The 25,700-nt window shown below is 64.0% G+C and carries 17 protein-coding genes and 2 pseudogenes; all 19 read left to right on the forward strand.

Annotated elements, in window-relative coordinates; genetic code table 11:
* The first annotated feature begins 174 nt into the window (after nucleotides 1-174).
* The gene (locus tag L2Y94_RS00610; RefSeq protein WP_247372242.1) at nucleotides 175-6,171 is read left to right on the forward strand and encodes an alpha-2-macroglobulin; all 5,997 of its coding nucleotides are present in this window, start codon (nucleotides 175-177) and stop codon (nucleotides 6,169-6,171) included.
* A 107-nt stretch (nucleotides 6,172-6,278) separates the two neighbouring features.
* Nucleotides 6,279-8,636: a penicillin-binding protein 1C gene (gene pbpC, locus L2Y94_RS00615; protein ID WP_247372244.1), complete on the forward strand. Its 2,358-nt coding sequence runs from the start codon at nucleotides 6,279-6,281 to the stop codon at nucleotides 8,634-8,636.
* A 170-nt stretch (nucleotides 8,637-8,806) separates the two neighbouring features.
* Nucleotides 8,807-9,499 (forward strand): annotated as a pseudogene (locus L2Y94_RS21370) (PAS domain-containing protein); the annotation flags it as partial.
* A 150-nt stretch (nucleotides 9,500-9,649) separates the two neighbouring features.
* Nucleotides 9,650-10,051, forward strand: a pseudogene (locus L2Y94_RS21375) (methyl-accepting chemotaxis protein); the annotation flags it as partial.
* Nucleotides 10,052-10,091: 40 nt separating this feature from the next.
* On the forward strand, nucleotides 10,092-10,514 hold the full coding sequence (locus L2Y94_RS00625) for a VOC family protein (RefSeq protein WP_247372248.1): 423 nt from the start codon (nucleotides 10,092-10,094) through the stop codon (nucleotides 10,512-10,514).
* 207 nt (nucleotides 10,515-10,721) lie between these two features.
* Nucleotides 10,722-11,486 (forward strand): SDR family NAD(P)-dependent oxidoreductase, encoded by a 765-nt coding sequence (locus L2Y94_RS00630; protein WP_247372250.1) that lies wholly within the window; start codon nucleotides 10,722-10,724, stop codon nucleotides 11,484-11,486.
* A gap of 95 nt (nucleotides 11,487-11,581) precedes the next feature.
* The gene (locus L2Y94_RS00635) at nucleotides 11,582-12,976 is read left to right on the forward strand and encodes a sugar porter family MFS transporter (protein ID WP_247372252.1); all 1,395 of its coding nucleotides are present in this window, start codon (nucleotides 11,582-11,584) and stop codon (nucleotides 12,974-12,976) included.
* A gap of 259 nt (nucleotides 12,977-13,235) precedes the next feature.
* Nucleotides 13,236-13,787 (forward strand): fimbrial protein, encoded by a 552-nt coding sequence (locus L2Y94_RS00640; RefSeq protein WP_247372253.1) that lies wholly within the window; start codon nucleotides 13,236-13,238, stop codon nucleotides 13,785-13,787.
* Nucleotides 13,788-13,846: 59 nt separating this feature from the next.
* Nucleotides 13,847-14,581: a fimbrial biogenesis chaperone gene (locus tag L2Y94_RS00645; RefSeq protein ID WP_247372255.1), complete on the forward strand. Its 735-nt coding sequence runs from the start codon at nucleotides 13,847-13,849 to the stop codon at nucleotides 14,579-14,581.
* A 48-nt stretch (nucleotides 14,582-14,629) separates the two neighbouring features.
* The gene (locus tag L2Y94_RS00650) at nucleotides 14,630-17,275 is read left to right on the forward strand and encodes a fimbria/pilus outer membrane usher protein (RefSeq protein WP_247372257.1); all 2,646 of its coding nucleotides are present in this window, start codon (nucleotides 14,630-14,632) and stop codon (nucleotides 17,273-17,275) included.
* Between the two features lie 88 nt (nucleotides 17,276-17,363).
* Entirely contained in the window at nucleotides 17,364-18,332 is a 969-nt protein-coding gene (trbB, locus tag L2Y94_RS00655) for a P-type conjugative transfer ATPase TrbB (protein WP_247372259.1), read from the forward strand.
* A 34-nt stretch (nucleotides 18,333-18,366) separates the two neighbouring features.
* Entirely contained in the window at nucleotides 18,367-18,681 is a 315-nt protein-coding gene (locus L2Y94_RS00660; protein WP_247372260.1) for a TrbC/VirB2 family protein, read from the forward strand.
* A gap of 56 nt (nucleotides 18,682-18,737) precedes the next feature.
* A complete protein-coding gene (locus L2Y94_RS00665) occupies nucleotides 18,738-18,998 on the forward strand; it encodes a conjugal transfer protein TrbD (RefSeq protein ID WP_425602479.1) in 261 nt (86 codons plus the stop codon).
* Nucleotides 18,995-21,529: a VirB4 family type IV secretion/conjugal transfer ATPase gene (locus tag L2Y94_RS00670; protein ID WP_247372264.1), complete on the forward strand. Its 2,535-nt coding sequence runs from the start codon at nucleotides 18,995-18,997 to the stop codon at nucleotides 21,527-21,529. Before L2Y94_RS00665 ends, L2Y94_RS00670 begins: the two co-directional genes overlap by 4 nt.
* 2 nt (nucleotides 21,530-21,531) lie before the next feature.
* Nucleotides 21,532-22,248 (forward strand): VirB8/TrbF family protein, encoded by a 717-nt coding sequence (locus tag L2Y94_RS00675; protein ID WP_247372266.1) that lies wholly within the window; start codon nucleotides 21,532-21,534, stop codon nucleotides 22,246-22,248.
* A gap of 10 nt (nucleotides 22,249-22,258) precedes the next feature.
* A complete protein-coding gene (trbG, locus tag L2Y94_RS00680) occupies nucleotides 22,259-23,152 on the forward strand; it encodes a P-type conjugative transfer protein TrbG (protein WP_247372268.1) in 894 nt (297 codons plus the stop codon).
* Nucleotides 23,153-23,154: 2 nt separating this feature from the next.
* The gene (locus L2Y94_RS00685) at nucleotides 23,155-23,556 is read left to right on the forward strand and encodes a hypothetical protein (protein WP_247372270.1); all 402 of its coding nucleotides are present in this window, start codon (nucleotides 23,155-23,157) and stop codon (nucleotides 23,554-23,556) included.
* Between the two features lie 5 nt (nucleotides 23,557-23,561).
* Nucleotides 23,562-24,800 (forward strand): TrbI/VirB10 family protein, encoded by a 1,239-nt coding sequence (locus L2Y94_RS00690; protein WP_247375383.1) that lies wholly within the window; start codon nucleotides 23,562-23,564, stop codon nucleotides 24,798-24,800.
* A gap of 51 nt (nucleotides 24,801-24,851) precedes the next feature.
* Complete coding sequence (locus L2Y94_RS00695; RefSeq protein WP_247372271.1) at nucleotides 24,852-25,658, forward strand: TrbJ/VirB5 family protein; 807 nt, start codon at nucleotides 24,852-24,854, stop codon at nucleotides 25,656-25,658.
* Nucleotides 25,659-25,700 lie beyond the last annotated feature (42 nt).

Below are 25,700 nucleotides of genomic sequence, written 5' to 3' on the forward strand. Positions count from 1 at the left end.
CTCCAAAACGCCCGAACGGTGGCGGGGCTGTGTCAGAATCGGTCACGGCCGCGACGGGAGACGCGGCCAGACTGTGACATACGGGGACCTCACGCGACCGCCGCCACCGCCTCCGCGGAGGGCGCCGCCGTGTGCCGGTCCCGGCCACCAACCCTTAAGGATCGGAAGGGAACCATGGACCTGCTGCGTTTCATCCTCATGCTGCCCGTGCGCCTCGTGCGTGGATTGCTCTGGCTGCTCGGCCGGGTACTCCGGCCCATCGTCGGCGGCATGGCCTGGTCGGCTCCCGCATGGGTGCCCGCGACGGGCCGCGTCGCGCGCAACCATCCCCTTAAATTCGCAGGCACCGTCGCGGGCGCGCTGGTGCTGGCGGCCGCGAGCTGGTTCGGCTGGCACTGGTGGCAGAACCGGCCTCGACCCGTGGAGCCCAACCGCATCACGTTCGAGGCACCTGCGCCGGAAGTGACCGACTACTCGCGTACCCCGGCGGTCATCCATCCCCTGACCATCACCTTTTCGGCCTCCGCGGCCCGGCTGGAGTCGCTGGGCAAGCCGGTGACCGACGGCATCGCCATGGACCCTAAGCTGGCGGGCCAATGGACCTGGGAGAACGACCGCACGCTGAGGTTCGTACCGGCGAGCGACTGGCCGGTGGGTCGAAAGATCGACATCCGCTTCGACACGGCGAAGATGTTCGCGCCGCACGTGCTCATGGCCGACGACCACGTGGCCGTCGCCACGGCGCCGTTCACGGCGAAGCTGGTCAACGGCGAGTTCTACCAGGATCCCCAGGACCCCACCCGTAAGAAGACGATCATGCAGATCGGCTTCAACTATCCGGTGGATGCCGCCCAGTTCGAAAAGAGAGTGGCCCTCGACCTTCGCGGCCACGACGAAAAGCACGGCTCGCCGCTTCGCTTCAGCGTCACCTACGACGAGCGTCGCCTCAACGCCTTCATCCATTCCCAACCCCTGCAACTGCCCCGCGACGACGGCGCGGTGGGCCTGAAGCTCGACGACGGCGTGGTCAGCAGCCGCGGCGGCGACGGCACGGACACGTCGCTGGAAACCGCGGTGAAGGTGCCCGGCCTCTACAGCCTCACCCTCGACGAGATGTCGGCGACCCTGGTCGACAACGAACGCTACGAGCCCGAGCAGGTCGTGGTGATGAACTTCGGCGGCGCCGTGAGCGACACGGAGCTGGCGAAACACGTGCACGCGTGGATCGTGCCGCCGGGCGACAAGTATCCGGGCGTCGAGAACATCGGCGACGCCGACCTGAAGACCTTCACCGTCGTGAAGCCGGAGATGGTGCCCACCGAGAACGACTGGTCGCAGGCGCAGAGTTTCCGCTACCACGCGCAGCCTGGCCAGCGCATCTACGTGCGCGTGGACAAGGGCATCACCTCGTTCGGCGGCTACGCGATGGCCAAGGCGCGCGCCGAGATCCTCACCGTGCCGGATTACCCGCGACTGCTCCGCTTCATGGCCGACGGTTCGCTGCTGTCGCTTTCCGGCGACAAGCGTATCTCGGTGGTGTCCCGCAACATGCCCGGCATGCGCGTGGAAATCGGTCGCGTGTTGCCCGACCAGCTGCAGCATCTGGTCACGCTCAACAACGGCTCGTACACGAAGCCGGAAATGTACGGCTTCACGGCCGACCACATCATCGACCGTTTCGTGAAGAAGGTGTCCTTCCCCGACGAAGGACCGGGCAAGGCGCATTACGAGGGCATGGACCTCGCCCAGTACCTCGCCAGCGGCAAGCGTGGCGTATTCCTGCTGAAGCTCTCCGGTTACGACGCCAAGGCGGAGCGGGAAGCGCGCGAACGCAGGCAGAAGGCGGCTCGCGAAGCCGCGGCCCGCGAGGCGGGCGGCGACCCCGATGCCGCGGCGGCCGCCGTGGCCGATGCCGACGACGACAACGGGTACGTACCCTACGATTTTCCGAAGGACGAGCGCCTCGTGGTCGTCACCGACCTGGGCGTGATCGCCAAGCGTTCGGCCGACGGCAGCCAGGATATCTTCGTGCAGTCGATCCGTTCGGGCTCGCCGGTGGGCGGCGCCTCGGTGGCGGTCATCGCGAAGAACGGGAGCACCCTGTTCACCCAGGCCACGGGTGCGGACGGCCGTGCGCACTTCACCGACCTGAAAGGCTTCACGCAGGAGAAGGCACCCGCGATGTACGTGGTGCGCCAGGGCGAGGATCTTTCCTTCCTCCCGGTGAGCGCCTACGACCGCACGCTCGATTTCTCCCGTTTCGACATCGGCGGCGAGCCGAACGCGCACAGCCAAGGCCAGCTGTCGGGTTACCTGTTCTCCGACCGGGGCATTTACCGGCCGGGCGACCTGTTCCATATCGGCATGATCGTGCGCGCCAACAGCTGGACGCGAAGCGTGGCCGGCATGCCGCTGATCGCCGAGGTGGTGGATCCGCGCGGCACCACGGTGAGCCAGCGCAACGTATCGATGGACACGGCGGGTTTCGCCGAACTGGACTACACCACGGCCGAGACCTCGCCCACCGGCAACTGGACGGTCAATCTCTACATCGCCCGCGACGGCAAGCCGTACTCGCAGATCGGCAGCACCACCGTGCAGGTGAAGGAGTTCCAGCCCGATCGCATGAAGGTGTCGGCGAAGCTTTCCACGGCCGTGGCCGAGGGTTGGGTGAAACCGGACGAGCTCAAGGCGCTGGTCGACGCGCAGAACCTGTTCGGCACGCCGGCGGCGGATCGTCGCGTGGAAGGCTCGCTGACCTTGCGCCCCGCCTTCCCGTCGTTCCCGAGCTATCGCGACTACCACTTCTACGACATCCGCCGCGCGAAGGAAGGCTTCGAGGAAAAGCTCGCCGATACGAAGACCGACGAGAAGGGCCACGCGGAGTTCAAGCTCGACCTGTCGAAGTACGCCGACGCCACCTACCAGCTCTATTTCCTCGCCAAGGCCTACGAGGCCGAGGGCGGTCGCAGCGTGGCCGCCGCCACCCAGGGCATGGTTTCGTCCAACGCGTGGCTGGTCGGCTACAAGTCCGCGGACAACCTGGACTACGTGAGCCGCGACGCCGTTCGCAAGGTGAATCTCGTCGCCATCGACCCAGGCGCAAAACGCATCGACCTGGGCGGCCTCAAGCAGGCCATCGTCGAGACGCGTTACGTGTCGGTGCTCACCAGGCAGGACTCGGGCGTGTACAAGTACGAGTCGAAGGCTCGCGAAACCACGCTGACGGAAACGCCGCTGACCATCCCTGCCTCGGGGACGGACGTGACCCTTCCCACGGACAAGCCAGGCAATTTCGCCCTCGTGGTGAAGAACGCGGACGGCAAGGAGGTGAACCGCGTGGCCTGGTCGGTGGCGGGCGAGGGCAACGTCTCGCGTTCGCTCGAGCGCAACGCGGAGCTCCAGCTCTCGTTGTCGAAGAAAGACTATGCGCCGGGCGAATCCGTGGACGTGGCCATTCGTGCGCCTTACGCCGGTAGCGGCCTCATCACCATCGAGCGCGACAAGGTCTACGCGCACGCCTGGTTCCACGCCGACACCACCAGTTCGGTGCAACACATCAGCGTGCCGGCCGACTTCGAGGGCAACGGTTACATCAACGTGCAGTACGTGCGCGATCCATCGTCGGACGAGATCTTCATGAGTCCGCTATCGTTCGGCGTGGTGCCCTTCTCGGTCAACATGGACGCGCGCCGAAACGCCATCGCGGTGGAATCGCCGTCGCTGGTGAAACCCGGCGAAACGGTGACCTTCCACGTCACTTCGCCGACGCCCACCCGCGCGGTGGTGTTCGCGGTGGACGAAGGCATCCTGCAGGTGGCCCGCTACAAGCTGGGCGATCCGCTGCAGTATTTCTTCCGCAAGCGGATGCTCGAGGTATCCACGTCGCAGATCCTCGATCTCATCATTCCGGACTTCCAGAAGCTGATGTCGATGGCCGCTCCCGGCGGCGATGCCGACGGGGCCATCGGCCGGCAGCTCAATCCGTTCCGTCGCAAGCGCGACAAGCCGGTGGCCTACTGGTCGGGCATCGTCGACGTGGACGGCTCGCGCGACCTCACCTACACCGTGCCCGACTACTTCAACGGCAAGCTGCGGGTGATGGCCGTGAGCGTATCCCCGGACAAGATCGGCACGTTCGAAGGCGCCACCACGGTGCGTGGCGATTTCGTTCTCTCGCCGAACGTGCCGACCACGCTCGCTCCCGGCGACGAAGCCGAGATCAGCGTCGGCGTAGCCAATAACCTCACCGGCCTGGGCGGCAAGGCGATACCGGTCGCGGTGAACCTCGCCGTCGGTCCCCAACTGCAGGTGGTGGGCGATGCCTCGAAAACCCTGAGCCTGGGCGAGATGCGCGAAGGCGTGGCGGTCTTCCGCGTGCGCGCCACGGACAAGCTGGGTTCGGGCCACCTGGGCTTCACCGCGAGCGCCGGCGGAAAATCGGCGAAGCAAGGCATCGACCTGTCGATACGCCCCGCGTCGCCGATGCGCACCGACCTGGCGTTCGGCCGCATCGACGCGCACGCCCGTGGCGACGTCACCGGCTTGCGCGACATGCACGAGGAATACGCCCGTCGCGACGCGGCGTTCTCCAGCGTGCCGGTCGTGCTGGCCCGCGGCCTTGCCGCTTACCTCGTCGATTTCCCGCATTACTGCACCGAACAGGTGATCAGCGCGGCGATGCCGGCGCTCGTTCTCGGCCAGCGTCCCGAATTCGGCGACGTGAAGCCCGCGCGGATGATCGGGGACGATACGCCGCCCGCCGATCCGGTAGCGGCCCTGTTCGACGTGCTGCACGCGCGACAGAACGGGCAGGGCGGTTTCGGCCTGTGGACGGCGACGCCGGACACGAATACCTTCGCCACGGATTACGCGGTGCACTATCTCGTCGAAGCGGCCGATCGAGGCGTGGCCGTGCCGCGGGACATGCTCGCCTCGGCCAACAACGCCCTGAAGCAGATCGCCGCCGACGACAGCGACGACTCGCTCGCGGGCATGCGCCAGCGCGCCTACGCCATCTACCTGCTGACCCGCCAGGGCAACGTCACCACCAACGACCTGGCCTCCTTGCAGCGTCGCCTGCAGGAAGCCCATGCGAAGGAATGGAAGGGGGATCTCGCCGCGGCCTGGCTCGCCGCGTCATACCAGCTGCTGCATCAGGACAAGCTGGCGGCGCAGCTCATCGCCGGTCCGCGACAGCTGCTGGCGCGCAAGCCCACCGACGAAGCCTACGCATACGCGTCGTATTACGACCCGGTGACCCGTGACGCCTCGGTGCTCTACCTGCTGGCGAAGCACTTCCCCGAGCAGGCGCGCGCGTTGCCGCCGGAGACCGTGGACAACCTCGTACGGCCGCTCGGCAAGGGCCACTACAACACGTTGTCGTCCGGCATGATCATCCTTGCACTCGATGCCTGGGCGAAGGACACCGGCGGCGACGTCGGCAAGCTGTCGATCGGCGCGGTATCGGCCGACGGCAACGTCACGCCCGTCGGCAGCGTGAAGGGTTCGCTGGTGGATGCGCACTGGAAGGCGGGCACCCAGCGTTTGCGGCTGGTCAACGATGCCGACGTGGCGGCGTGGTATGCGGTGTCGCAAGCGGGCTTCGACCGGAAACCCTCCACGGTCACGCGCAAGGACGGTCTCGAAATCACGCGCAGTTACACCGATACCAAGGGCAAGGGCATCGACACGGTGGCCACGGGCGATGAGATCGACGTGCACGTACGCATCCGCTCGACCACCCGCGAAGGCGTGAGCGACGTCGCCATCGTCGATCTGTTGCCAGGCGGCTTCGAACCGGTGCTGGATACGTCACCGCCCGCCGACGCGGAACCCGCGACGCAGGCCGAACCGGAAGAGGCGTCGGGCGACGAGTCGATGGAAGGCGAAGGCGGCGACGAAGGAGGAGCGGACGACACGCCGGCCTGGCACTCGCCCATCGGCAACCCCGAATCCACGTGGAAGCCGGACTACGCCGACGTGCGGGAGGATCGCGTCGTGGTCTACGGTTACGCGGACCCCGACGTGAAGGAGTTCGTCTATCGCATCAAGGCCACCAATGCGGGCACGTTCGTCGTTCCGCCGGTGTTCGCCGAGTCGCTCTACGACCGTGGCGTGCAGGCGATGGCGCCCGGCGGCGGCACATTGAAGGTGGAACGCAAACCTTGATGGTTCGCTACATCCCATCGCGGACAGGGTCCGCTCCCACCCTTCGGTAGCTGTCTTCCTACCGAGGGGCGGGCTGTCCGCGGTGGGACGTAGCGATGAATCGGCCGATGAGACAGATCCTCCGCACCCACTGGCACAACCTCCTTGCCGCGCTGCTGCTCGTCGGTGCCGTGCTGGTCGGCTTTCGCCTGTGGCCGCATGATCCGCTGCGCGCCTGGTTTCCCTCGTCGACGGCGATCTACGACGCCGACGGTCGCCTGCTGCGGCTCACCCTCGCCAGCGACGACCGCTATCGCCTCTGGGTGCCCCTTGAAGACATCTCGCCGTCGCTCGTCGACGGGGTGCTGCTGCATGAAGACCGTTGGTTCCGCTGGCATCCCGGCGTGTCGACCTGGGGCCTGATGCGCGGCGCCTGGATCACCTATGTGCGCCACGGCAATCCACAGGGCGGGTCGACGATCACGATGCAGCTGGCGCGCCTGATCTGGCACCTGGATACGCGCCATCCGGCGGGCAAGCTGGTGCAGGCGGCGCGTGCCGTGCAGCTGGAGCTTCTGTATTCCAAGCACGACATCCTCGAGGCGTATCTCAACGCCGCACCGTACGGCCGCAACGTCGAAGGCGTGGGCGCGGCGAGCCTCGCGTACTTCGGCAAGCCGCCCTCGCGACTCAGCCTGCCCGAAGCCTTGACGCTCGCGGTCATCCCCCAGGAGCCCGCGCGTGGCGTTCCGGGACGCATCAACGGCAGCACGGTGATCGCCGCCAACCTGAAGGCCTCGCGCGACCGTCTATTCGAACGCTGGGCGACAAGACACCCGGTCGACGAGGCCGCCAGGCCGCTCTTCGACCTGCCGCTGCGTTTGCGTTCGTTGTCGCGCCTGCCGTTCGAAGCGCCGCATTTCGTCGAACAGGTGCTGGCCGAACGCCGCATCGACGGCGACGACGACATGCGCGTGAAGACCACGCTCGACCTCGGCCTGCAGCACAGTCTCGAGCGTCAGGTGCGCCAGTACGTGGAGCATGCCGGCGACCGCGGTATCCGCAACGCCGCCGCCTTGCTCATCGATACGCGCGACATGGGCGTGAAGGCGATGGTCGGCTCGGCGGATTACTTCGATGCCTCGATCTTCGGCCAAGTCAACGGCACGCTGGCGAAACGGTCGCCGGGCTCCACCCTGAAGCCCTTCATCTACGCCCTCGGCTTCGACCAGGGCCTGCTGCATCCGGAAACCGTCTTGCGCGACGTGCCGTCCGCTTTCGGGCCCTATACGCCGGAGAATTTCGACGGACATTTCCTCGGGCCCGTCACCGCGACGCAGGCTCTCGTGCGCAGCCGCAACATTCCCGCGGTACAGGTGGCCTCGCGGCTCGGGCATCCCACCCTCTACGAGTTCCTTCGCGATGCGGGCATCTCGCGCATGGCTAGCGAGCAGCATTACGGCCTCGCGCTGGTGCTGGGGGGCGGCGAAGTCACCATGCAGGAGCTGGGTGGTCTGTACGCGATGCTGGCCAATCGTGGCGAATGGCGTCCGTTGCGCATGCTTGCCGACGCGCCCCGTACGAAGGGCACGCGCCTGCTCAGCGAAGAGGCGGCCTTCATGGTGATGGACATGCTTCGGCAGAACCCGCGCCCGGACGACGCGGTGGCCGCGCAGCCTTCGCGACTGCCGTTGTACTGGAAGACGGGAACGTCGTGGAGCTTTCGCGATGCGTGGACGGCGGGGAGTTTCGGTCCTTACGTGCTGGTGGTGTGGGTCGGCAACTTCGACGGGTCGGGCAACCCGGCTTTCATCGGCGTGGAAGCCGCCGCGCCGCTCTTTTTCCGCATCGCCGATGCGCTTCGCGCCGAACGGCCGGGGCTGGTCGAGCCGGTGCGACGCAATCCGCCGAACCTGCGTCGCGTGCCCATCTGCATCGCCAGCGGTGATTTGCCCAACGCATGGTGCCCCCAGGTGGGCAGCACGTGGTTCATTCCCGGCAAATCACCCATTCGCGTAAGCACCGTGCACCGCCCGGTCGTCGTCGATACGCATACGGGCAAGCCGGCCTGTCCCCCCTACGATCCATCCCGCACGCGCACCGACGTCTACGAATACTGGCCTTCCGACCTGGCCCGCGTCTTCGCGCAGGCCGGCATGCCGCGCCGCGCGCCTCCACCGTTACCGGACTGCCAGGGCGGTGGGCAGGTGGCGGGGGATCCGCCGAGCATCACTTCCCCGCTCAAGGGCAGCACGTACCAGATCCGCGTATCGCGGCTGGGCAGCGAGAAGATCGCCTTCTCCGCGACCAGCGACGCGAGCGCGCGCATGCTTTACTGGTTCGTCGACGACGCCTACCTCGGTAGCGCGGCTCCCGGGCAAGCGCTGATGTGGGCACCCGAGCGCAGCGGGCGATTCCTGATCCGCGCGGTGGACGACCGGGGACGTGGCGATTCGCGCGAGTTGCGGATCGGGCTGATGGAATAAGGCAAGTCGTGCGCATATTCGGCAGGTGCCGTTCAGCGGCGGCTGCCGAGGGTCGATAAGGAAGGCCGGCATCGGTTCAGAGGGATTCCCACATGGCTTACGCGCTTCTCAAGGGTATCCGTTCCCTTTTTCCGGGCACGACGGACGATGTCCGCGGCAAGCTCGAAGCGATCAACCGCACGCAGGCGGTGATCGAATTCGCGCTCGACGGCACCATCATTGCCGCCAATCGGAACTTCCTCGACGCCATGGGCTACGAGGAGGGCGACATCCTCGGCCACCATCACCGTATCTTCGTCGATCCGCAGGAAGGGGCGTCGGCGGAATACGCCGCGTTCTGGGAACGCTTGCGCACGGGGCGGCCCGACGTGGGCCTCTATCGCCGTCTGGGCGCCGGGGGGCGCGAGGTGTGGATCCAGGCCAGCTACAACCCGGTGATGGATCGCTGGGGCCGTCCGGCCAAGGTGGTGAAGTTCGCCACCGACGTCACCGAGCAACGCCTGCGCACCGCCGACATGGAGGGCCGCCTGGCGGCCATCGACAAGGCGCAGGCCGTGGTGAGCTTCACGCTCGACGGCCTCATTCTCGAGGCCAACGACAATTTCCTCGCGACCATGGGCTACTCGCGCGACGAGGTGATCGGCCAGCACCACCGCATGTTCGTCGATGCCGCGGATCGCGAAAGCGCGGAATACCGCCACTTCTGGGAGAAGCTCGGGCGCGGCGAATACGACGCGTCGCTCTATCGGCGGGTAGATAGCCGCGGCCGCGAAGTATGGATCCAGGGCACCTATAACCCGATATTCGACATGGCGGGCCGACCGTTCAAGGTGGTGAAGTACGCCACCGATGTCACGGCGCAGACACGGGCCACGCGCACCCTTCACACCTCCCTTGCCGAGCTCGCCGACACCGTACCGGCCATCGCCGAGCAGGCGCGGATCACCAACGCCCTGGCAACCGAGGCCAGCCGCTCCGCCAGCGACGGCAGCGCGATGGTCGACGCGGTGATCGCCACGATGTCGGCCATCCAGGATGGCGCGCGCGACATCGCCGAGATCGTCGGCCTGATCGATTCCATCGCTTTCCAGACCAATATCCTCGCCCTCAATGCCGCCATCGAGGCCGCGCGCTCGGGAGGCCAGGGGCGCGGCTTCGCCGTGGTAGCCCATGAAGTGCGCATGTTGTCGCAACGCAGTTCGGAGTCGGCCCGTGACATTCGCGAGCTCATCGAGCGTACGTTAGAGCGGGTGCGGGAGGGCAACGAACGCAGCGGCGAAGCCGGCGAAGCCATGCGCGCCATCCTGACCTGCGTGTCGTCGCTGTTCGACCGGGTGTCCGACGTGGCTCGCGCCACCCAGTTCCAGGCCGGCGGCATCGACACCGTGCGCAGGGCAGTGGCGGAGCTGGCCTGAGCGACGTATGGTCGATCCGACCCCGACCGGAGCCAACGCCATGCCCAGCACCGTCATCCCCTGCCTGCGATACCGTGACGCCCTCGGAGCCATCGATTTCCTCTGCAAGGCGTTCGGTTTCGAAAGGCAAGCCGTCTACGCCGACGAGAACGACGGGCGTCTCGTCGATCATGCGCAGCTCACCTATGGGGACGGCATGGTCATGCTGGGCTCGGTGCGTGACGATACGCCGTTCGCGAGGCACATGGTGCAGCCCGACGAAGTCATGGGTCGCGAGACGCAATGCGCTTGCGTGACGGTAAGGGGCGACTTGCGGGCGCACTACGAGCGCGCGAGGAACGCGGGCGCCGTCATCGTCGACGACTACGAGGAAAAGGAATATGGCGGCGCGGGCTACTCGGCACGGGACCCGGAAGGCCACCTCTGGTACTTCGGAACCTACGATCCCTGGGCCATCGCGTGACGGCGGCCTCGTAACGGCCGGCGCAAGCGGATGTCGTCTTGCGCCGGCTCGGCGGGCGCGCATAGCCCGGGAACGGAGCGCGGCGTGGCCTCGGACGTACCTTGGGCGAGAAACGACGATACCGAGGCCATCACGGTATCGGAACAGGTTCGCGAGGCGGCGACGGGCTCTGGTATACCTGTGCGCCTACCACTTCTGGAGCCCCCGATGTCCTCGTTCGCCACCTATCCCAGCCTGCTCGACCGTACCGTGCTCATCACCGGCGGGGCCAGCGGCATCGGCGAATCCTTCGTCGCGCACTTCGCCGCGCAGGGCGCGAAGGTGGCCTTCCTGGACATCGCCGACGACGCCGGCAAGGCCCTGGCGTCGCGCCTGGCCGATAGCCGCCACGCCCCCCTGTTCATCCGATGCGACCTGACCGACGTGGACGCCCTGCGCGATGCGGTGGCACGGGCGCGCGACGCGTTCGGTCCGGTCGGGGTGCTCGTCAACAACGCGGCCAACGACGTCCGCCATGAGATCGCCGACACCGGCGTGGACGATTTCGATCGCAGTATCGCCACCAACCTGCGCCACCAGTACTTCGCGACCCAGGCGGTCATGCCCGACATGCGCCTGGCGGGGGAGGGTTCCATCATCTGCCTGGGGTCGACCGGCTGGATGAAGAAAAACGCCGGGTACCCGATGTACGCCACCGCGAAGGCGGCCATCGTCGGCTTCGTGTACGGCATGGCACGTGAGCTTGGCCACGACCGCATCCGCATCAACTGCCTCGTCCCGGGCTGGGTCATCACCGACAAGCAGCGCGAACTGTGGCTGGACGACGAAGGCGAAGCCGAAATCCGCCGGGTGCAGTGCCTTCCCGGTCACCTCATGCCGGAGGATCTTGCGAGGATGGCGTTGTTTCTTGCCGCCGACGACAGTCGCATGTGCACGGGACAGAACTTCATCGTGGACGGCGGCTGGGTCTGAACGATCACGGCGGACAGACACGAACGCGACGGGATCCATACATCACGCGGCATCCAATGCCATGAATCCTATCCTTCTCCAAGGGTTCACGACTTATGGACGTCGCCATCAAGCAACAGGTCGAGGCCGCCCACCCCAAGGCGGCCGTCGTCACCACATGCATACTCGCCGCGCTGGCGGGCCTCATGTTCGGGCTGGACATCGGCGTCATCTCTGGCGCGCAACAGTTCATCCAGGCCGAATTCAAGATCGACGATCACATGATCGAATGGATCGTCAGCGCGATGATGGCCGGCGCTGCCGTCGGGGCGCTCGGCGCGGGCTGGATGTCCGCCTCGCTGGGCCGAAAGCGGTCGCTCCTCCTGGGCGGCGTGCTGTTCATCGCGGGATCCCTGTTCTGCGCTTCCGCATGGAGCCCTGAGATCCTCATCGTCGCGCGCTTCGTCCTCGGGCTGGCGATCGGCGTCGCTACCTTCACGGCACCGCTCTATCTCGCCGAAGTGGCACCCGAGCGCATCCGTGGCGCCATGATCTCGACCTACCAGCTGATGATCACCACGGGCATCCTGCTGGCCTTCCTCTCCGACACCGCGTTCAGCGCGTCGGGCAACTGGCGGTGGATGCTCGGCATCATCGCCGCGCCAGGCGTGCTGTTCCTCGTGGGCCTGTTCTTTCTCCCCGATAGTCCCCGTTGGCTGCTCCTGAAAGGACGTCGCGAAGATGCGCAGGTCGTGCTGGCGAAGCTTCGCGGCGACGAGAAAGTGGTCGAAAAGGAAGTCGCCGATATCGAAGAGCAGCTGAAGACGCCGCAGCACGGGTGGAGCATGTTCCGCGAAAACCCGAACTTCCGCCGCTCGGTGGGCCTCGGTGTGCTGTTGCAGGCCATGCAGCAGTTCACCGGCATGAACGTGGTGATGTACTACGCGCCACGCATCTTCAAGGACATGGGATACGACACCCACGCGCAGATGTGGTTTACCGCAGCCGTTGGCCTGACCAACGTGTTGGCGACGCTCATCGCGTTCGGCCTGGTCGACCGTCTCGGCCGAAAGCCCATCCTTTACGCGGGCTTCGCCATCATGGCCATCGGGCTGGGCGTGGTCGGCACGATGATGGGCATGGGCATCCACTCGCGCGGCGAGCAGTTCTTCACGGTGGGCATGCTGCTGCTCTTCATCGTGGGATTCGCCATGTCCGCCGGCCCGCTCATCTGGACCCTATGCTCCGAGGTGCAGCCCCTAAAAGGACGCGACTTCGGCATCGCCTGCTCGACCTTCACCAACTGGGTCACCAACATGATCGTCGGCGCCACCTTCCTCAGCCTGCTCAGCGGGTTCGGCAACGCGCAGACATTCTGGCTATACGCCGCGCTCAACGCCGTGTTCATCGTGCTTACGTTCTGGCTGGTGCCGGAGACCAAGGGCGTGACGCTGGAACAGATCGAACGCAACCTCATGGGCGGCAAGCCGCTGAGGCAGATCGGCCGATAACTGCCGTGCGCGCGCGTAGCACATTCGGCTAGGCGGACGTCTGAGAAAAACGGTGAAACATCCGTTTCAACACGTCGGCGAATCGGCAAAAAATCCCGATTTTTGAGAATGTTTCTATATGTAAGCCTGTTTGATTCCGACAAAATTTCCACGTGGTCACGGTACATCGACGTACCGCGATCACGTGGGGCCGCGTCACGCCGTCCCTTTGCCGGGGCAAGCCGGCTCGGCCAGTCGAAATCAGTACAAGGTCAATTGGATGAACCTCAAGGCAATCACCTCCGCCCTGCTCCTGGCAGGCTTCGCCGCGTCGCCCGCTTTCGCGGAGAGCGGGACGATCAACTTCACCGGCTCCATCGCTAACGTCACCTGCACCATCAATGGCGGCAGCAGCGCTCCGCTCGTCGCCGATATCGGCAGCATCAGCGCCGGCGACCTCGCCAATGTCGGCGACCGCCAGGGCAAGGCGTCCATCGTGATCACCGTCGGCGCCCCCGGTGAAACCTCGTGCCCGAACGGCACCAAGGTGTGGGCCCGATTCGATGAAGACCCCACCCTGGTCGACCTCGTGACCGGCATGGTCAAGGTCACCCCGGGCCCGAACGCCGCAGCCGGCGTCCAGATCCGCCTGTTCAACGAAAACAACGAGGCGATGCACCTCAAGGACGACCAGAAGATCTTCAAGAAGACGGTGCAGGACAACCAGGCCACCATCATTCACACGGCCTCGTACGAAGCGATCGGCCCGGTCACCGCCGGCACGGCGAATGGCCTGGTCCGCTACACGGTCAACTACGAGCCGGCAGGTTAAAAGCCTCTCATGGAAAAGCTGCCGGCCGCTGGCCGGCGGCTTCATCAAGGATGTCGATCATGGCTAGAAAGACGGGCTCGACACGAGCGCGGGCCGCAATCCTGGGACTTTCGCTTTCGGTGGTTTCTACGCTGGCCAGTGCCAGCGTCGTCATGAATGCCACGCGTTACATCTATGCGGCGGACGACAAGGAAATTACGGTCAAGGTGTCGAATGTCGGCAAGTCGCCGGTGCTTTCGCAGGCATGGATCGACAGTGGCGATGCAAAAGCTACGCCGGAAACGGTCAACGTACCTTTCAATCTCACGCCTCCCATTGCGCGCATCGAGGCCGGGAAAGCCCAGACCCTTCGTATCTCGTTCACGGAAGCCGATCTACCCATCGACCGTGAAAGCCAGTTCTGGATCAACGTCCTCGAGGTTCCACCGAAACCTGCGGAAACCGAAAACGACAGCAATCATATCCAATTGGCCGTGCGATACCGACTCAAGCTCTTCTATCGCCCCAAAGGGCTCAAAGGCACGCCGGACGACGCAGCAAGTCACCTCGTATGGTCGAGAGTTGGCACGAACGCCGTCAGTGTTCATAACGACAGCGCTTTTCACGTCACGGTCAACGATGCCTCATTAAAGGCGGATGGAGGTTCACATTCCATCGAACCGTTTGCTCTTGCTCCCCGTTCCAGCAAGCGCATCGAGGTGGAGAGCTTGTCGTCCGGCACCGAAAAGGCCGACGTGACGTACCAGACCATCAATGACTATGGCGGCTTCGTCGAACACTCGACGACCCTCTGACACATTACTCCACCGAACGCGGCGAACCCCCGCCGCTGGCGACGCATCATGATCGACACCCCACGGACAATTCGATCCGGACGTAGGCTGCTGCCTGTGCAAAAGCGACTGGCGGTTGCGCTATCGCTGGCAATCGCCTGCGTCGAGGAGGCAAACGCCCTTGTCGATCCCGAGCCGGCACCGCAGGCGGCCTTCAGCAGCGATTTCCTTCACGTCGCGGGCCCGGTCGACCTCTCTCGATTCGAGCGTGGCAACGTCACCCTTGCGGGGGTTTACCGGCCCGCCATCCGGGTTAACGATACACCGGTCCCCGGTATGGGCGAAGTCACCTTTCGTCAGGTGCCAGGCATCGAGAGTGCGCAGCCCTGTCTGGATCGCGGCATGTTGATCCGGTTCGGCCTCGATCCGGACAAACTCGCCACGCAGGTGGCATCCGGCAACTCCGTGAAGCCGCTCACCGATGAGCCCTTTTGCGGACACATCGGCGACTACCTGCCCGGAGCGTCGATCGACTTCGACGATTCCGAGCAGATCCTTCACGTATCGATTCCCCAGGCTTTCATGGCCTCACGGGCACGGGGATACGTCAGTCCCGATCTTTGGGACGACGGCGAAACGACGGCCATGCTCAACTACAACGTCAATACGTACCATGTGCGGTCCGGAGAGCGCCGTAGCACGGCCACGTTTGGAGGCATTCGCGCCGGGGCCAATCTCGGCGGATGGCGTCTCCGCCATACCGGCAACATGAGCCTGCGTGATGGACGGCACCGCTGGCAGAACACGCAGACCTACGCACAGCACGACCTCACGGATGCACGGGCGCGACTGACGGTGGGCGATAGTTATACCAGCGGTGAGATCCTGGATAGCGTGCGGCTGCGCGGCATAGCGATCGCCAGCGATCAACGCATGCTACCGGCCTCCCAACGAGGATACGCACCGACCGTTCGCGGTATCGCGCAGAGCAACGCCCAGGTCGCCATCCGGCAGAACGGCTACCTCATTCACAGCACCACCGTGGCGCCGGGCGCGTTCGAGATCGACGACCTTTACCCCACCGGGTACGGAAGCGACCTGGAAGTGACCGTTACCGAGGCCGACGGCCGCACGCGAACCTTCGTCGTGCCCTATACCTCCGTGCCGCAGATGTTGCGCGAAGGAGCGTACCGATTCGCCGTCGCCGCGGGCCAAGTCGTGGATAACAGCGTGGCGGATACGCCGTTCGTATTCCAGGCTACCTACCAGCGTGGTCTCACGACGAACACCACGCTCTACGCCGGGACGACGGCCTCGAACAGCTATGGGTCGGGCCTGCTTGGCGGCGCCATCAACCTTCCGTTCGGTGCGGTATCGCTCGATGTGACGGCGTCGCGCGCCGCGTTCCGGTATGGCGGAGTGCGGCGAGGCGTGAGCACCCGGCTTCGCTACAACCGCTCGGTGCTTTCCACGGGTACGAACTTCGGAGTGGCGGCCTACCGCTTCTCGACGCGAGATTACCTGGGTGTCACGGACGCCGCTCGCATCCGTTCGTATCTGAAGTATGGCGGCCTTGATCCGCAAGCTGGCGGCGAACGCGGCCGATTCGAGGCGACCGTCGCACAGACATTGGGGCAGGGGCAGCTCTCGCTGACCGGCTCCATCAGCGACTACTGGGGCGCGCGGGGTCGCGACTCGGCCTTCTCGGTGGCCTACGGTGGTGGCTGGCGTTCCATGTCTTACAACGTCTCCGTCCAGCGTGCCAGGTTGGGCAACGTATTGAGTGCCATCCCGGGCAGGCAAAGCGGCGAGGTCGACACCACGGTTTATGTGTCTCTTTCGATACCGCTGGGTCATGCGCCCGGGGCGCCCAGCCTGAATACTACGCATACCCAGGGGAGCCGAGCCGGAAGCAGCACGCTCGCCTCATTGAACGGATATGCCGACCGCGATGGCACCCTGTCCTACAACGTCACGGCCAGTCGCTCGCGGCAGGATGGTCATGGCAGCAACGCCGGTAGCGGAAGCCTCGCCTATCGTGCCCATGCCGGTAGCTACCGCATCGGCGCGGCTACCTTGAGCGGCGGGGGGCAGCAGTACTCCGTCGGTGCGGCGGGCGCCCTCGTCGTACATCGCGATGGCCTCACCCTGTCGCAGGAGCTCGGCGAAACCAACGCCATCATCCATGCGCCGGGCGCCGCAGGCGCTCGCGTGGAAAGCACGGCCGGGGTACGGCTCGACCGCCATGGCAATGCGGTCGTACGCGGACTGCTCCCCTACCAGATCAATACCATCGCCATCGATCCGCGCGGCGCGTCCCACGATGTCGAACTCGAGAGCACGTCGGAGTCGGTCGCTCCCCGGGCGGGCGCCTTCGCCCGACTCGAATACAAGACATCGCAGGCCCAGTCCCTGCTCATTCATGCCACGAAGCCCGACGGACAAGCGCTTCCTTTCGGAGCATCCGTGTACGACGCCGCCGGGCAAGCGATAGGGGTCGTGGGACAGGGCAGCAAGATCTTCACGCGTGGCGCCAAGGCAGGGTCGCGCCTGACCGTCAGCTGGGGAACGAGCGAAGTCGATCGCTGTGAGATCGACGTCCCCGCGTCGATCGATTCGCTAGGCCTGCACGGCATGCATCGTTCCTTCAAGGCGCCATGCGCTAACGACTCGATGGTGTCGGCTCCGCCCATAAAAGCGGCCATCGCCGCTTGAATGACCGTGGCAGGCCTGGACAGGCCTGCCCATGTGAACGACGTGGCGACGACCAGGAGGGGCGCGCCACGTGAGGAACTCCCGCATTATGGAATCCCAGTTCAGTGGCGGCCTGTCGGCCGTAACGCGCGAACGCGCGCGCGACAAGCTGCGCCGAGACCTCGGCGACGTGTTCCTCGAAGCTTTCAATGACCCGAAAACGGTCGAAATCATGCTCAACGCCGACCACCGCCTTTGGCAGGAGCGATTGGGCGAAGGCATGCGCTGCATCGGCACGATGCGCCCAAGCCAGTCCGAAGCCGTCATCAAGACCACGGCCGGCTATTACGGCAAGGAAATCACGCGCTCGAATCCGGTGCTCGAAACCGAGTTTCCGCTCGACGGATCGCGCTTCGCCGCCCAATTGCCGCCCATCGTCAGCGCACCGACCTTCGCGCTCCGAAAAAAGGCGATCTCCATCTTCAGTCTGGAGGACTATGTCGCCTCAGAGGTCATGACGGAAGCGCAGCGACGAGTCATCGTGGATGCGATTCGCGCGCATCGAAATATTCTGGTGATCGGTGGGACCGGTTCCGGTAAGACAACATTGGTCAACGCCATTATTCGCGGAATGGTCGAGACGGATGCCAGAGACCGCGTCTTTATCATCGAGGACACCGGTGAGATCCAGTGCGCGGCTGATAATTTCGTGCAGTACAGGACGTCTTGCGAAGTGAGCATGACTCAATTGCTACGGACGACGTTGCGCATGCGTCCGGATCGAATCCTGGTCGGCGAAGTGCGTGGGCCGGAAGCGCTCGACTTATTGATGGCCTGGAATACCGGACACGAGGGAGGCGCAGCGACCCTGCATGCCAATGATGCGCGCGCTGGTCTATCCCGATTATCTCTACTGGTGAGCATGCATCGAGATGCCCCCAATCCGATTGAACCACTGATTGCCGAGGCAGTGCACGTGATCGTCCACATCTCGCGAACGCCTCATGGCCGTAGAGTCCAGGAGGTTCTCGCAGTAGACGGGTATGGAAAATCTGGATTTATAACTAAAAGGCTGTAGTCGGCCGAGGTCTATGAGAGATATGAATATAAAAATGGCAATCATCGTCGCTCTAATTTCGGGCGTAATGTTCCCTTCGCTCGCGCTCGCAGAAGGACTCCCCTTCCAAACCAATGCCGACCTGCTTGAGAAGGCGATGTCGGGTCCGATCGCGACCATCATCTCGCTTGTAGGAATCGTGGGTTGCGGTGCGATGCTTATTTTTGGTGGCGAACTGAGTGGGTTTGCGCGAACCATGGTGTTTCTGGTGCTCGTCATATCGGTCATCGTCCAAGCAGGCGCCATCGTAAGAGTTTTGCAAGGCGAGACGGGTGGATCCCCCAATGTCACCGTCACCACAATGAGGTAGCCGACGTGGGTATACGTACTGTTCCTATTCGTCGCGCAGGTAACCGAGACAATTTAGTGCTCGGAGGAGATCGTGAGCTCGTCCTGTTTACCGGACTCTTGGCCGGCGCACTAATATTTTCTGCGCACGATCTAAAGGCTGCCGTCTTTGGTGTGACCCTATGGGTCATTGGTCTTCAGATATTTCGAATCATGGCCAAGGCCGACCCGAAAATGCGCTACGTGTACCTGCGTCAGCGTCGTTATCGAAAATTCTACCCAGCACGCTCGACGCCATTCCGTGAAAACGGCCCAGCCGAGCAGGCGCAATTCCGATGACACTCGTATGGTTCATCTGTGGCATGGCGGCGATCGTTGCCGTGCTGGTCATCATCCTGTTCATCACGATTCGCAAGCTCGATAACGAACCCCGGCTGGATTTCCGTCGCCCGCACGGACAGGCGGCCGCGGATCTCCTGAACTACGCTGCCGTAGTCGCGGATGGTGTCATCGTCTGCAAGAACGGCGCCTTCATGGCGGCGTGGATGTACGAAGGCGACGATGCGGCGAGCAGCACCGACGAGCAGCGTGAAACCACGTCCATGCGTATCAACCAGGCGCTTGCACGGCTGGGCAACGGTTGGATGTTGCACGTGGATGCGGTTCGTCGGCCGGCGAGTGAGTACCCGGATGCCGCCAGCTCGCACTTCCCCGACCGTGTATCGGCGGCCATGGACGAGGAACGACGCCGGCTGTTCCAGATGCTGGGGACGACTTACGAGGGCTACATGGTCATGACCCTCACCTGGTACCCGCCGCAGATCGCCCAGCGCCGCTTCGTCGAAATGATGTTCGACGACGAAGCCGAAGTGGCCGGCAAGACGGAGCAGACGACCAACCTCATCGCCGAGTTCCAGCGCGAGTGCACAAGCTTCGAGAACGGCCTTTCCGGCGTGCTCAAGATGACGCGTCTTTGCGCGCACAGCAAACTGACGGAATACGGCCGTCGGTTGGTCTATGACGACTTCCTGCGTTGGCTCCAGTATTGCGTGACGGGCGTGGACCATCCCGTGGTGCTGCCGGAGAACCCGGTGTACCTGGATGCCCTGATTGGTGGACAGGATATCTGGACCGGCGTCGCGCCGCGCATCGGACGTCGCTTCATCCAGGTGGTGGCCGTGGAAGGCTTCCCACTGGAGTCATATCCTGGGATTTTGGCATCGCTCGCCGATCTACCCAGCCAATATCGCTGGTCGAATCGCTTCATCTTCATGGATCCCCATGAGGCGTTGCGGCAGATGGAAAAGTTCCGCAAGAAGTGGCGCCAGAAGGTGCGCGGCTTCTTCGATCAGATTTTCCAGACCAGCAGCGGCTCGGTGAACTACGACGCCCTGTCGATGATGAAGGATGCCGAAGCGGCCATCGCGGAAATCAACAGCGGGCTGGTGGCCCAGGGTTTCTACACCAGCGTCGTCATCGTCTCCGACGACGATCGCGTGCGACTGGACCGATCCGTGCGCCAGATCGAGAAGGCCATCAATGCGCGCGGGTTCGCCGCGCGTATCGAATCGGTCAACACCATGGATGCCCTGCTCGGAAGTTTCCCCGGGCATGGTGTGGAGAACGTGCGTCGTCCCCAGCTCAATACCCTCAACCTCGCCGACCTTCTGCCCACGGCCACGATTTGGACGGGGGAGCCGGATGCTCCCTGCCCGATGTATCCGCCGCGGTCGCCGCCGCTCATGCATTGCGTTACCCAGGGAGCGACGCCGTTTCGTCTCAACCTGCACGTGAACGACCTGGGTCATACGTTCATCTTTGGGCCGACGGGCGCGGGCAAGTCGACCCATCTTGGAATCCTTGCGGCACAGTTCCGCCGGTATCCCGGCATGTCCCTCTACTGCTTCGACAAGGGGCGTTCCCTTTATCCGCTCGTGAAGGCATGCGGTGGCTTGCATTTCGACGTAGGTGGTGACGACGATGAGCTGGCCTTCTGTCCGCTTCAGTTCCTCGAGACGAAGTCGGACCGTGCCTGGGCCATGGAGTGGATCGATTCCATGCTTGCGCTGAACGGCGTGCAGACCACGCCCGCGCAGCGGAACGAGATCGGAAACGCCATCGTCTCGATGCACCAGTCGGGAGCGACCACGCTGTCCGAATTCGTACTGATGATCCAGGAGGAGTCGATCCGCGAGGCTTTGAAGGTTTATACCGCCGATGGAGCCATGGGGCATCTCCTCGACGCGAGTGTCGACGGCTTGAGGCTTTCCGACTTCGCGGTGTTCGAGATCGAAGACCTCATGACCATGGGCGACCGATTCGTGCTGCCGGTACTGCTTTACCTTTTCCGGCGTATCGAGACGTCGCTGAAGGGCCAGCCCGCGGCCATCATCCTCGACGAAGCCTGGCTGATGCTCGGCCACCCGGTGTTCCGGGCGAAGATCCGTGAATGGCTCAAGGTGTTGCGCAAGGCCAACTGCCTGGTGGTCATGGCGACGCAGGGCCTGTCGGATGCGGCGAACTCCGGCATCCTCGACGTGATCGTGGAATCCACGGCCACGAAGATCTTCCTGCCCAACCCCTTCGCCAGGGACGAGGATGCGGCCGCGCTCTATCGGCGGATGGGTCTGAATGCCCGGCAGATCGAGATCCTCGCCACTGCCGTTCAGAAGCGGCATTACTACTACGTGTCCGACAAGGGCCGTCGCCTCTACGACCTGGCCTTGGGTCCGCTGGCGTTGGCGTTCATCGGTAACGCCGACAAGGAATCCATCGCGGCGATCCGGGCGCTCGAAGCTCGCCACGGTGAAGGGTGGGTCGATGAGTGGCTGGCGGGCAAGGGCCTGCGCCTGGCCGACTATGGAGCATGACGATGGCTAAGCGGAAGATCGATTACAAGCGCGTTCCCAAGCCGGCCGACGGCCTGGCGCATCCTTATCTCAATGCCAAGCGCACATGGAATTCCCATGTCGGCGGCGTGATCGCCTCGCGCGCGCTCTGGCAGGCGATGGCGTTGCTTTGCCTGCTCGTCGTTTTCGTCGCCGTCGGTGGCGTCGTCTACATCGGCAGCCAGTCGAAGTTCGTGCCCTACGTCGTCGAAGTCGACAAGCTCGGCGAAGCGGCGGCGGTGGCACCGGCATCGCTGGCGACTCACTTCGATCAGCGCATCGTGCGCACGACGCTGGCGGAGTTCATCGTCAATGCGCGTACGGTAACGCCCGACATCGCCCTCCAACGGCGAAACATCTTCAAGGTGTACTCGCAGATGCGGGCCAGCAGTCCCGCCGCGCAGAAGATGACGGGCTATCTCAATGGCTCGCCCGAAAGCAACCCATTCAAGCGGGCGGAGAAGCAGACCGTCAATGTGGAAATCCTGTCGTCCATCCCGCAGAGCACGGCGACCTGGCAGGTCGACTGGATGGAGACGGAGCGAAACCGCAAGGGAGACATCCTAGGCAAGCCCTTCCGCATGCGGGCGCTCATCCACATCGATCCCACGCCGCAGGCACAGGACATGGACGAAGACCGCCTTCGCCTGAACCCGCTCGGTATCTTCATCACGGACTACTCCTGGTCCAAGCAGTTCTAGAGGCTCTCTCGTGTTCAAAGCAATCGCTCTCGCCGTACTGGCGCTAGGGCTGCCGTGCGCCGCCTTGGCAAATACCGACGCGGATCTGGCCAATCGCTTCCTGGCGACCGACAACCCGAAGCTTACCCCCACCGAAAAGGCGGGACTGGATATCTCCCGTCAGTGGATCGCCAGCACCTCGGCGGCGGTCAAGCCGGTGCCGGGGCCGGACGGCGCCATCCGCTTCCTGTTCGGCCAATCCCAGCCGAGCATCGTCTGCGCCGTGCTCCAGGTGTGCGACGTCGAACTGGAGCCCGGTGAACAGGTGAGTTCCGTGAATCTCGGCGACGCGGTGCGATGGCTGGTGGAGCCGGCCCTTTCCGGCAGCGGCGACACCGCCATCCAGCACCTTGTCATCAAGCCCCTTGATGTGGGCCTGGAGACGTCGCTCATGGTGACCACGGATCGTCGGACCTACCATCTCCGACTGCGCTCGCATCGCACGGAGTACATGCCTCGGGTCGCGTTTTCCTATCCCACGGCGTCGGCCTCCAAGTGGGCCGAGACCAAGAGGAAGGCGTCGACCGAGCAGGCAAGGAAGGGGAGCTCCGGCACCAACGAGTATCTGGGCCAGCTCGATTTCAACTACCGGGTCAGCGGCAATGCGCCGTTCAAACCGGCGCGCGTCTACAACGATGGGGTAAAGACGATTATCGAGATGCCGACGACGTTCTCCCAGGGGGAAGCGCCGACGCTTCTTGTCGTCCGGGATAGCGGAAGCCTCTTCCGGAAGGATGACGAGGTCCTGGTCAACTACCGTCTCCAGGATGGGCGCTACATCGTCGATACGCTGTTCGACAAGGCGATCCTGGTCGCAGGCGTAGGCCCGGCACAGCGCAAGGTAACGATCGAGAGGAAGCGTTGAACGTGCGACGCCTCGCCATTGCCATCTTGGGTGGAGCGCTTGCGGCATGCGTACCGCTGAAGAAAGACATGCCGTCTCCGGGAGACATGGACCCGCTTCGTCGTGAGATCGTCAACGACGTGACCGGGCTGCTCGTCGTCGAGTTCGACCCCACGGTGATCGCCCTTCAACCGGTGTCATCCCAGGGTGCCCTGCGGTCGGCCCTCCACGCCTCGCTGCGGGACAGAGGCTACCGGATGGGCTCGACGTACCCGGACGCTCAGGCCTTCGACTGCGAGGTCATCCCCCTGTGGGATAACCAGTATCTCGTTCGGGTCGTCGTCGGCAGGCACCGTCTTTCGCGCCTATGGATCGCGAACGGTACGCATGCCTATGGCGGCGGTGCATGGACGCGAGGCCAGTGACCACCATGGAAAAGATACCGAACGAAGCCGAGGCACTGGCACCTGAAGCCGGCGTCCCCGCGAAAGCCGACGACGTCGCCCCGGGCGTCCGTCGGGTCAATAACGTTCCGCTGATGATCATCGGCGGCGTGCTGGCGATCTTCGTGATCCTGGTCGGCACGATGGTCACGCGGCGTGACGACGGCGAACCTATCCGTCATGGAAGCTCCCAGGGAGCGCTTCCGGAAAGTGGTCACGTGCTGGATAAATTGCTCATTAGCGGCGCGACGGCCGGGGTCGTTGAGGCGGCCGACAAGCCAGGCTATCCGGCGATCCCTGTTGCGCAGCTGCCGAACGACGAGCTACCCCCCGCTCCACCGCGCGTGGAGGGTGCATCGCGGTCCGATACCGGACCCGCGGATGAACATGCCGCGGAACGGATGAAGATGTTGCAGACGGCGCTGCATGCGAAAACGTCGATCACCAAGGTCGACAAGCCGCCGCAATCGCCAGGCGGCGAGCCGGCCGACGCCGACGCCGACGCGGCACAGGGAGGCAGCGCTGAACCCGATCCACGCGTCCCGGTACATGCGAACGGCGATTACGGCGCCTTCGACCGGAAAGGTGCGGCGGGTGAGGACCGCTGGGTGCTGGGTTCGAGGCAGGAATCGCCTCGCAGCCTTTATGAACTGCGTGCGGGTGCCGTCATCCCGGCCATCATGATTTCCGGCATCAATTCGGACTTGCCGGGCCAGATCATCGCGCAGGTCAGCCAGGACGTCTTCGATACCGCGACAGGGAAGTTTCGGCTGATCCCGCAAGGGGCGAGGCTCATCGGCCGGTATAACCACCAAGTGGTTTTCGGGCAGTCCCGCTTGCTCGTCGCCTGGCAGCGGATCGTGTTTCCGGACGGGAAGGCGCTGGACATCGGCGCCATGGATGGCGTCGACGCGTCGGGATACGCCGGGTTCTCGGACAAGGTCGACAATCACTACCTGCGCATCTTCGGTTCGGCGATCTTCCTTTCCGGGATCACCGCCGGACTCACATCGTCCACGACCGATCCCCGCAACGATCCTTACGGATCCTCGAATGCCGCGGTACTCAGTCAGGCCCTGGCGCAGCAGATCGGTACGGTGGCCGCGGACATGCTCCGCAAAAACCTGGACGTGGCACCCACGCTGAAGATACGGCCGGGCTATCGCTTTCACGTCATGGCGGTGAAGGACATGACGTTCGACCGGCCTTACATTCCCTTCGAGTAGCGAAGGGTTTCGCCTAGCCTCGAGGTGGCTAGTTATCCAGACGGAGGATCGATGATGAAAAGAAAAATAAAGCCCGTTTTGTGTGCGGCGGCTATTTCCGCCCTCGGAAGCCAGAGCGCGTCCGCGATGGTTCTTGTGTGGGATATACCCAACTTCTTTGTCAATAAGATGAACCTTAAGGCGAACAAAAAACGCGAGGAGCAACTCGAGGCGATTCGGCACCAGCTTTCCACCAAAGAAGGGGACACAGTAAACCACTACACGTCCATATCGGCAGATATCGATCAAACAAACATCAAGATCGATGCGGACTTTACGTGGATTATCAATGAAGGGGAGGGAGGTAACGAAGTCATACCAATTCCCGCGCCGGTGAAAGACTTCTTCAAGAACATAGTCGACGCTGATAAAAGCGAGGATTTTATCGCCCGATATCGAGATGCACGTGATTATAAGGAAGTCAACCCAGACGATGAGGCCGGATTCGAGGGGTCGCGTGCGAGAAAAGTGTCGAACGACATGTGGGTGAAATCGATTGAGAGCCATCAAGAGAATCTGGCGACCGACGCAAAGTCCCTCGCAGACCTGATAAGCCGAAGTAAGCCAAAGGGCGAAGAAATGGGTCACGCGAAGCAAATGCAAATCGCAAACGCCATCGCGCAATCCCAGGTAAACCAGCTGATCAAGTTACGTTCCATGTTGCTCGTATCCGAAGCCGCTCGCGTGGCGGAATCACAGGCGGCCGCGGACAAGGAGGCGCGAGCGCTGGCGACGTCCGCCCGGCTGAGGGCGGGATTGAAGGAGGCGAGCAGCAGCTACGCTCGCCCACAGAAAACCACGCGTGTAGACGCATTCTGATTTCCCCGGGAGCGGCGCATGGCCGCTCCTTCGTCCGCGAAA

The sequence above is a fragment of the Luteibacter aegosomatis genome (genome assembly GCF_023078455.1).
GTDB lineage: Bacteria > Pseudomonadota > Gammaproteobacteria > Xanthomonadales > Rhodanobacteraceae > Luteibacter > Luteibacter aegosomatis.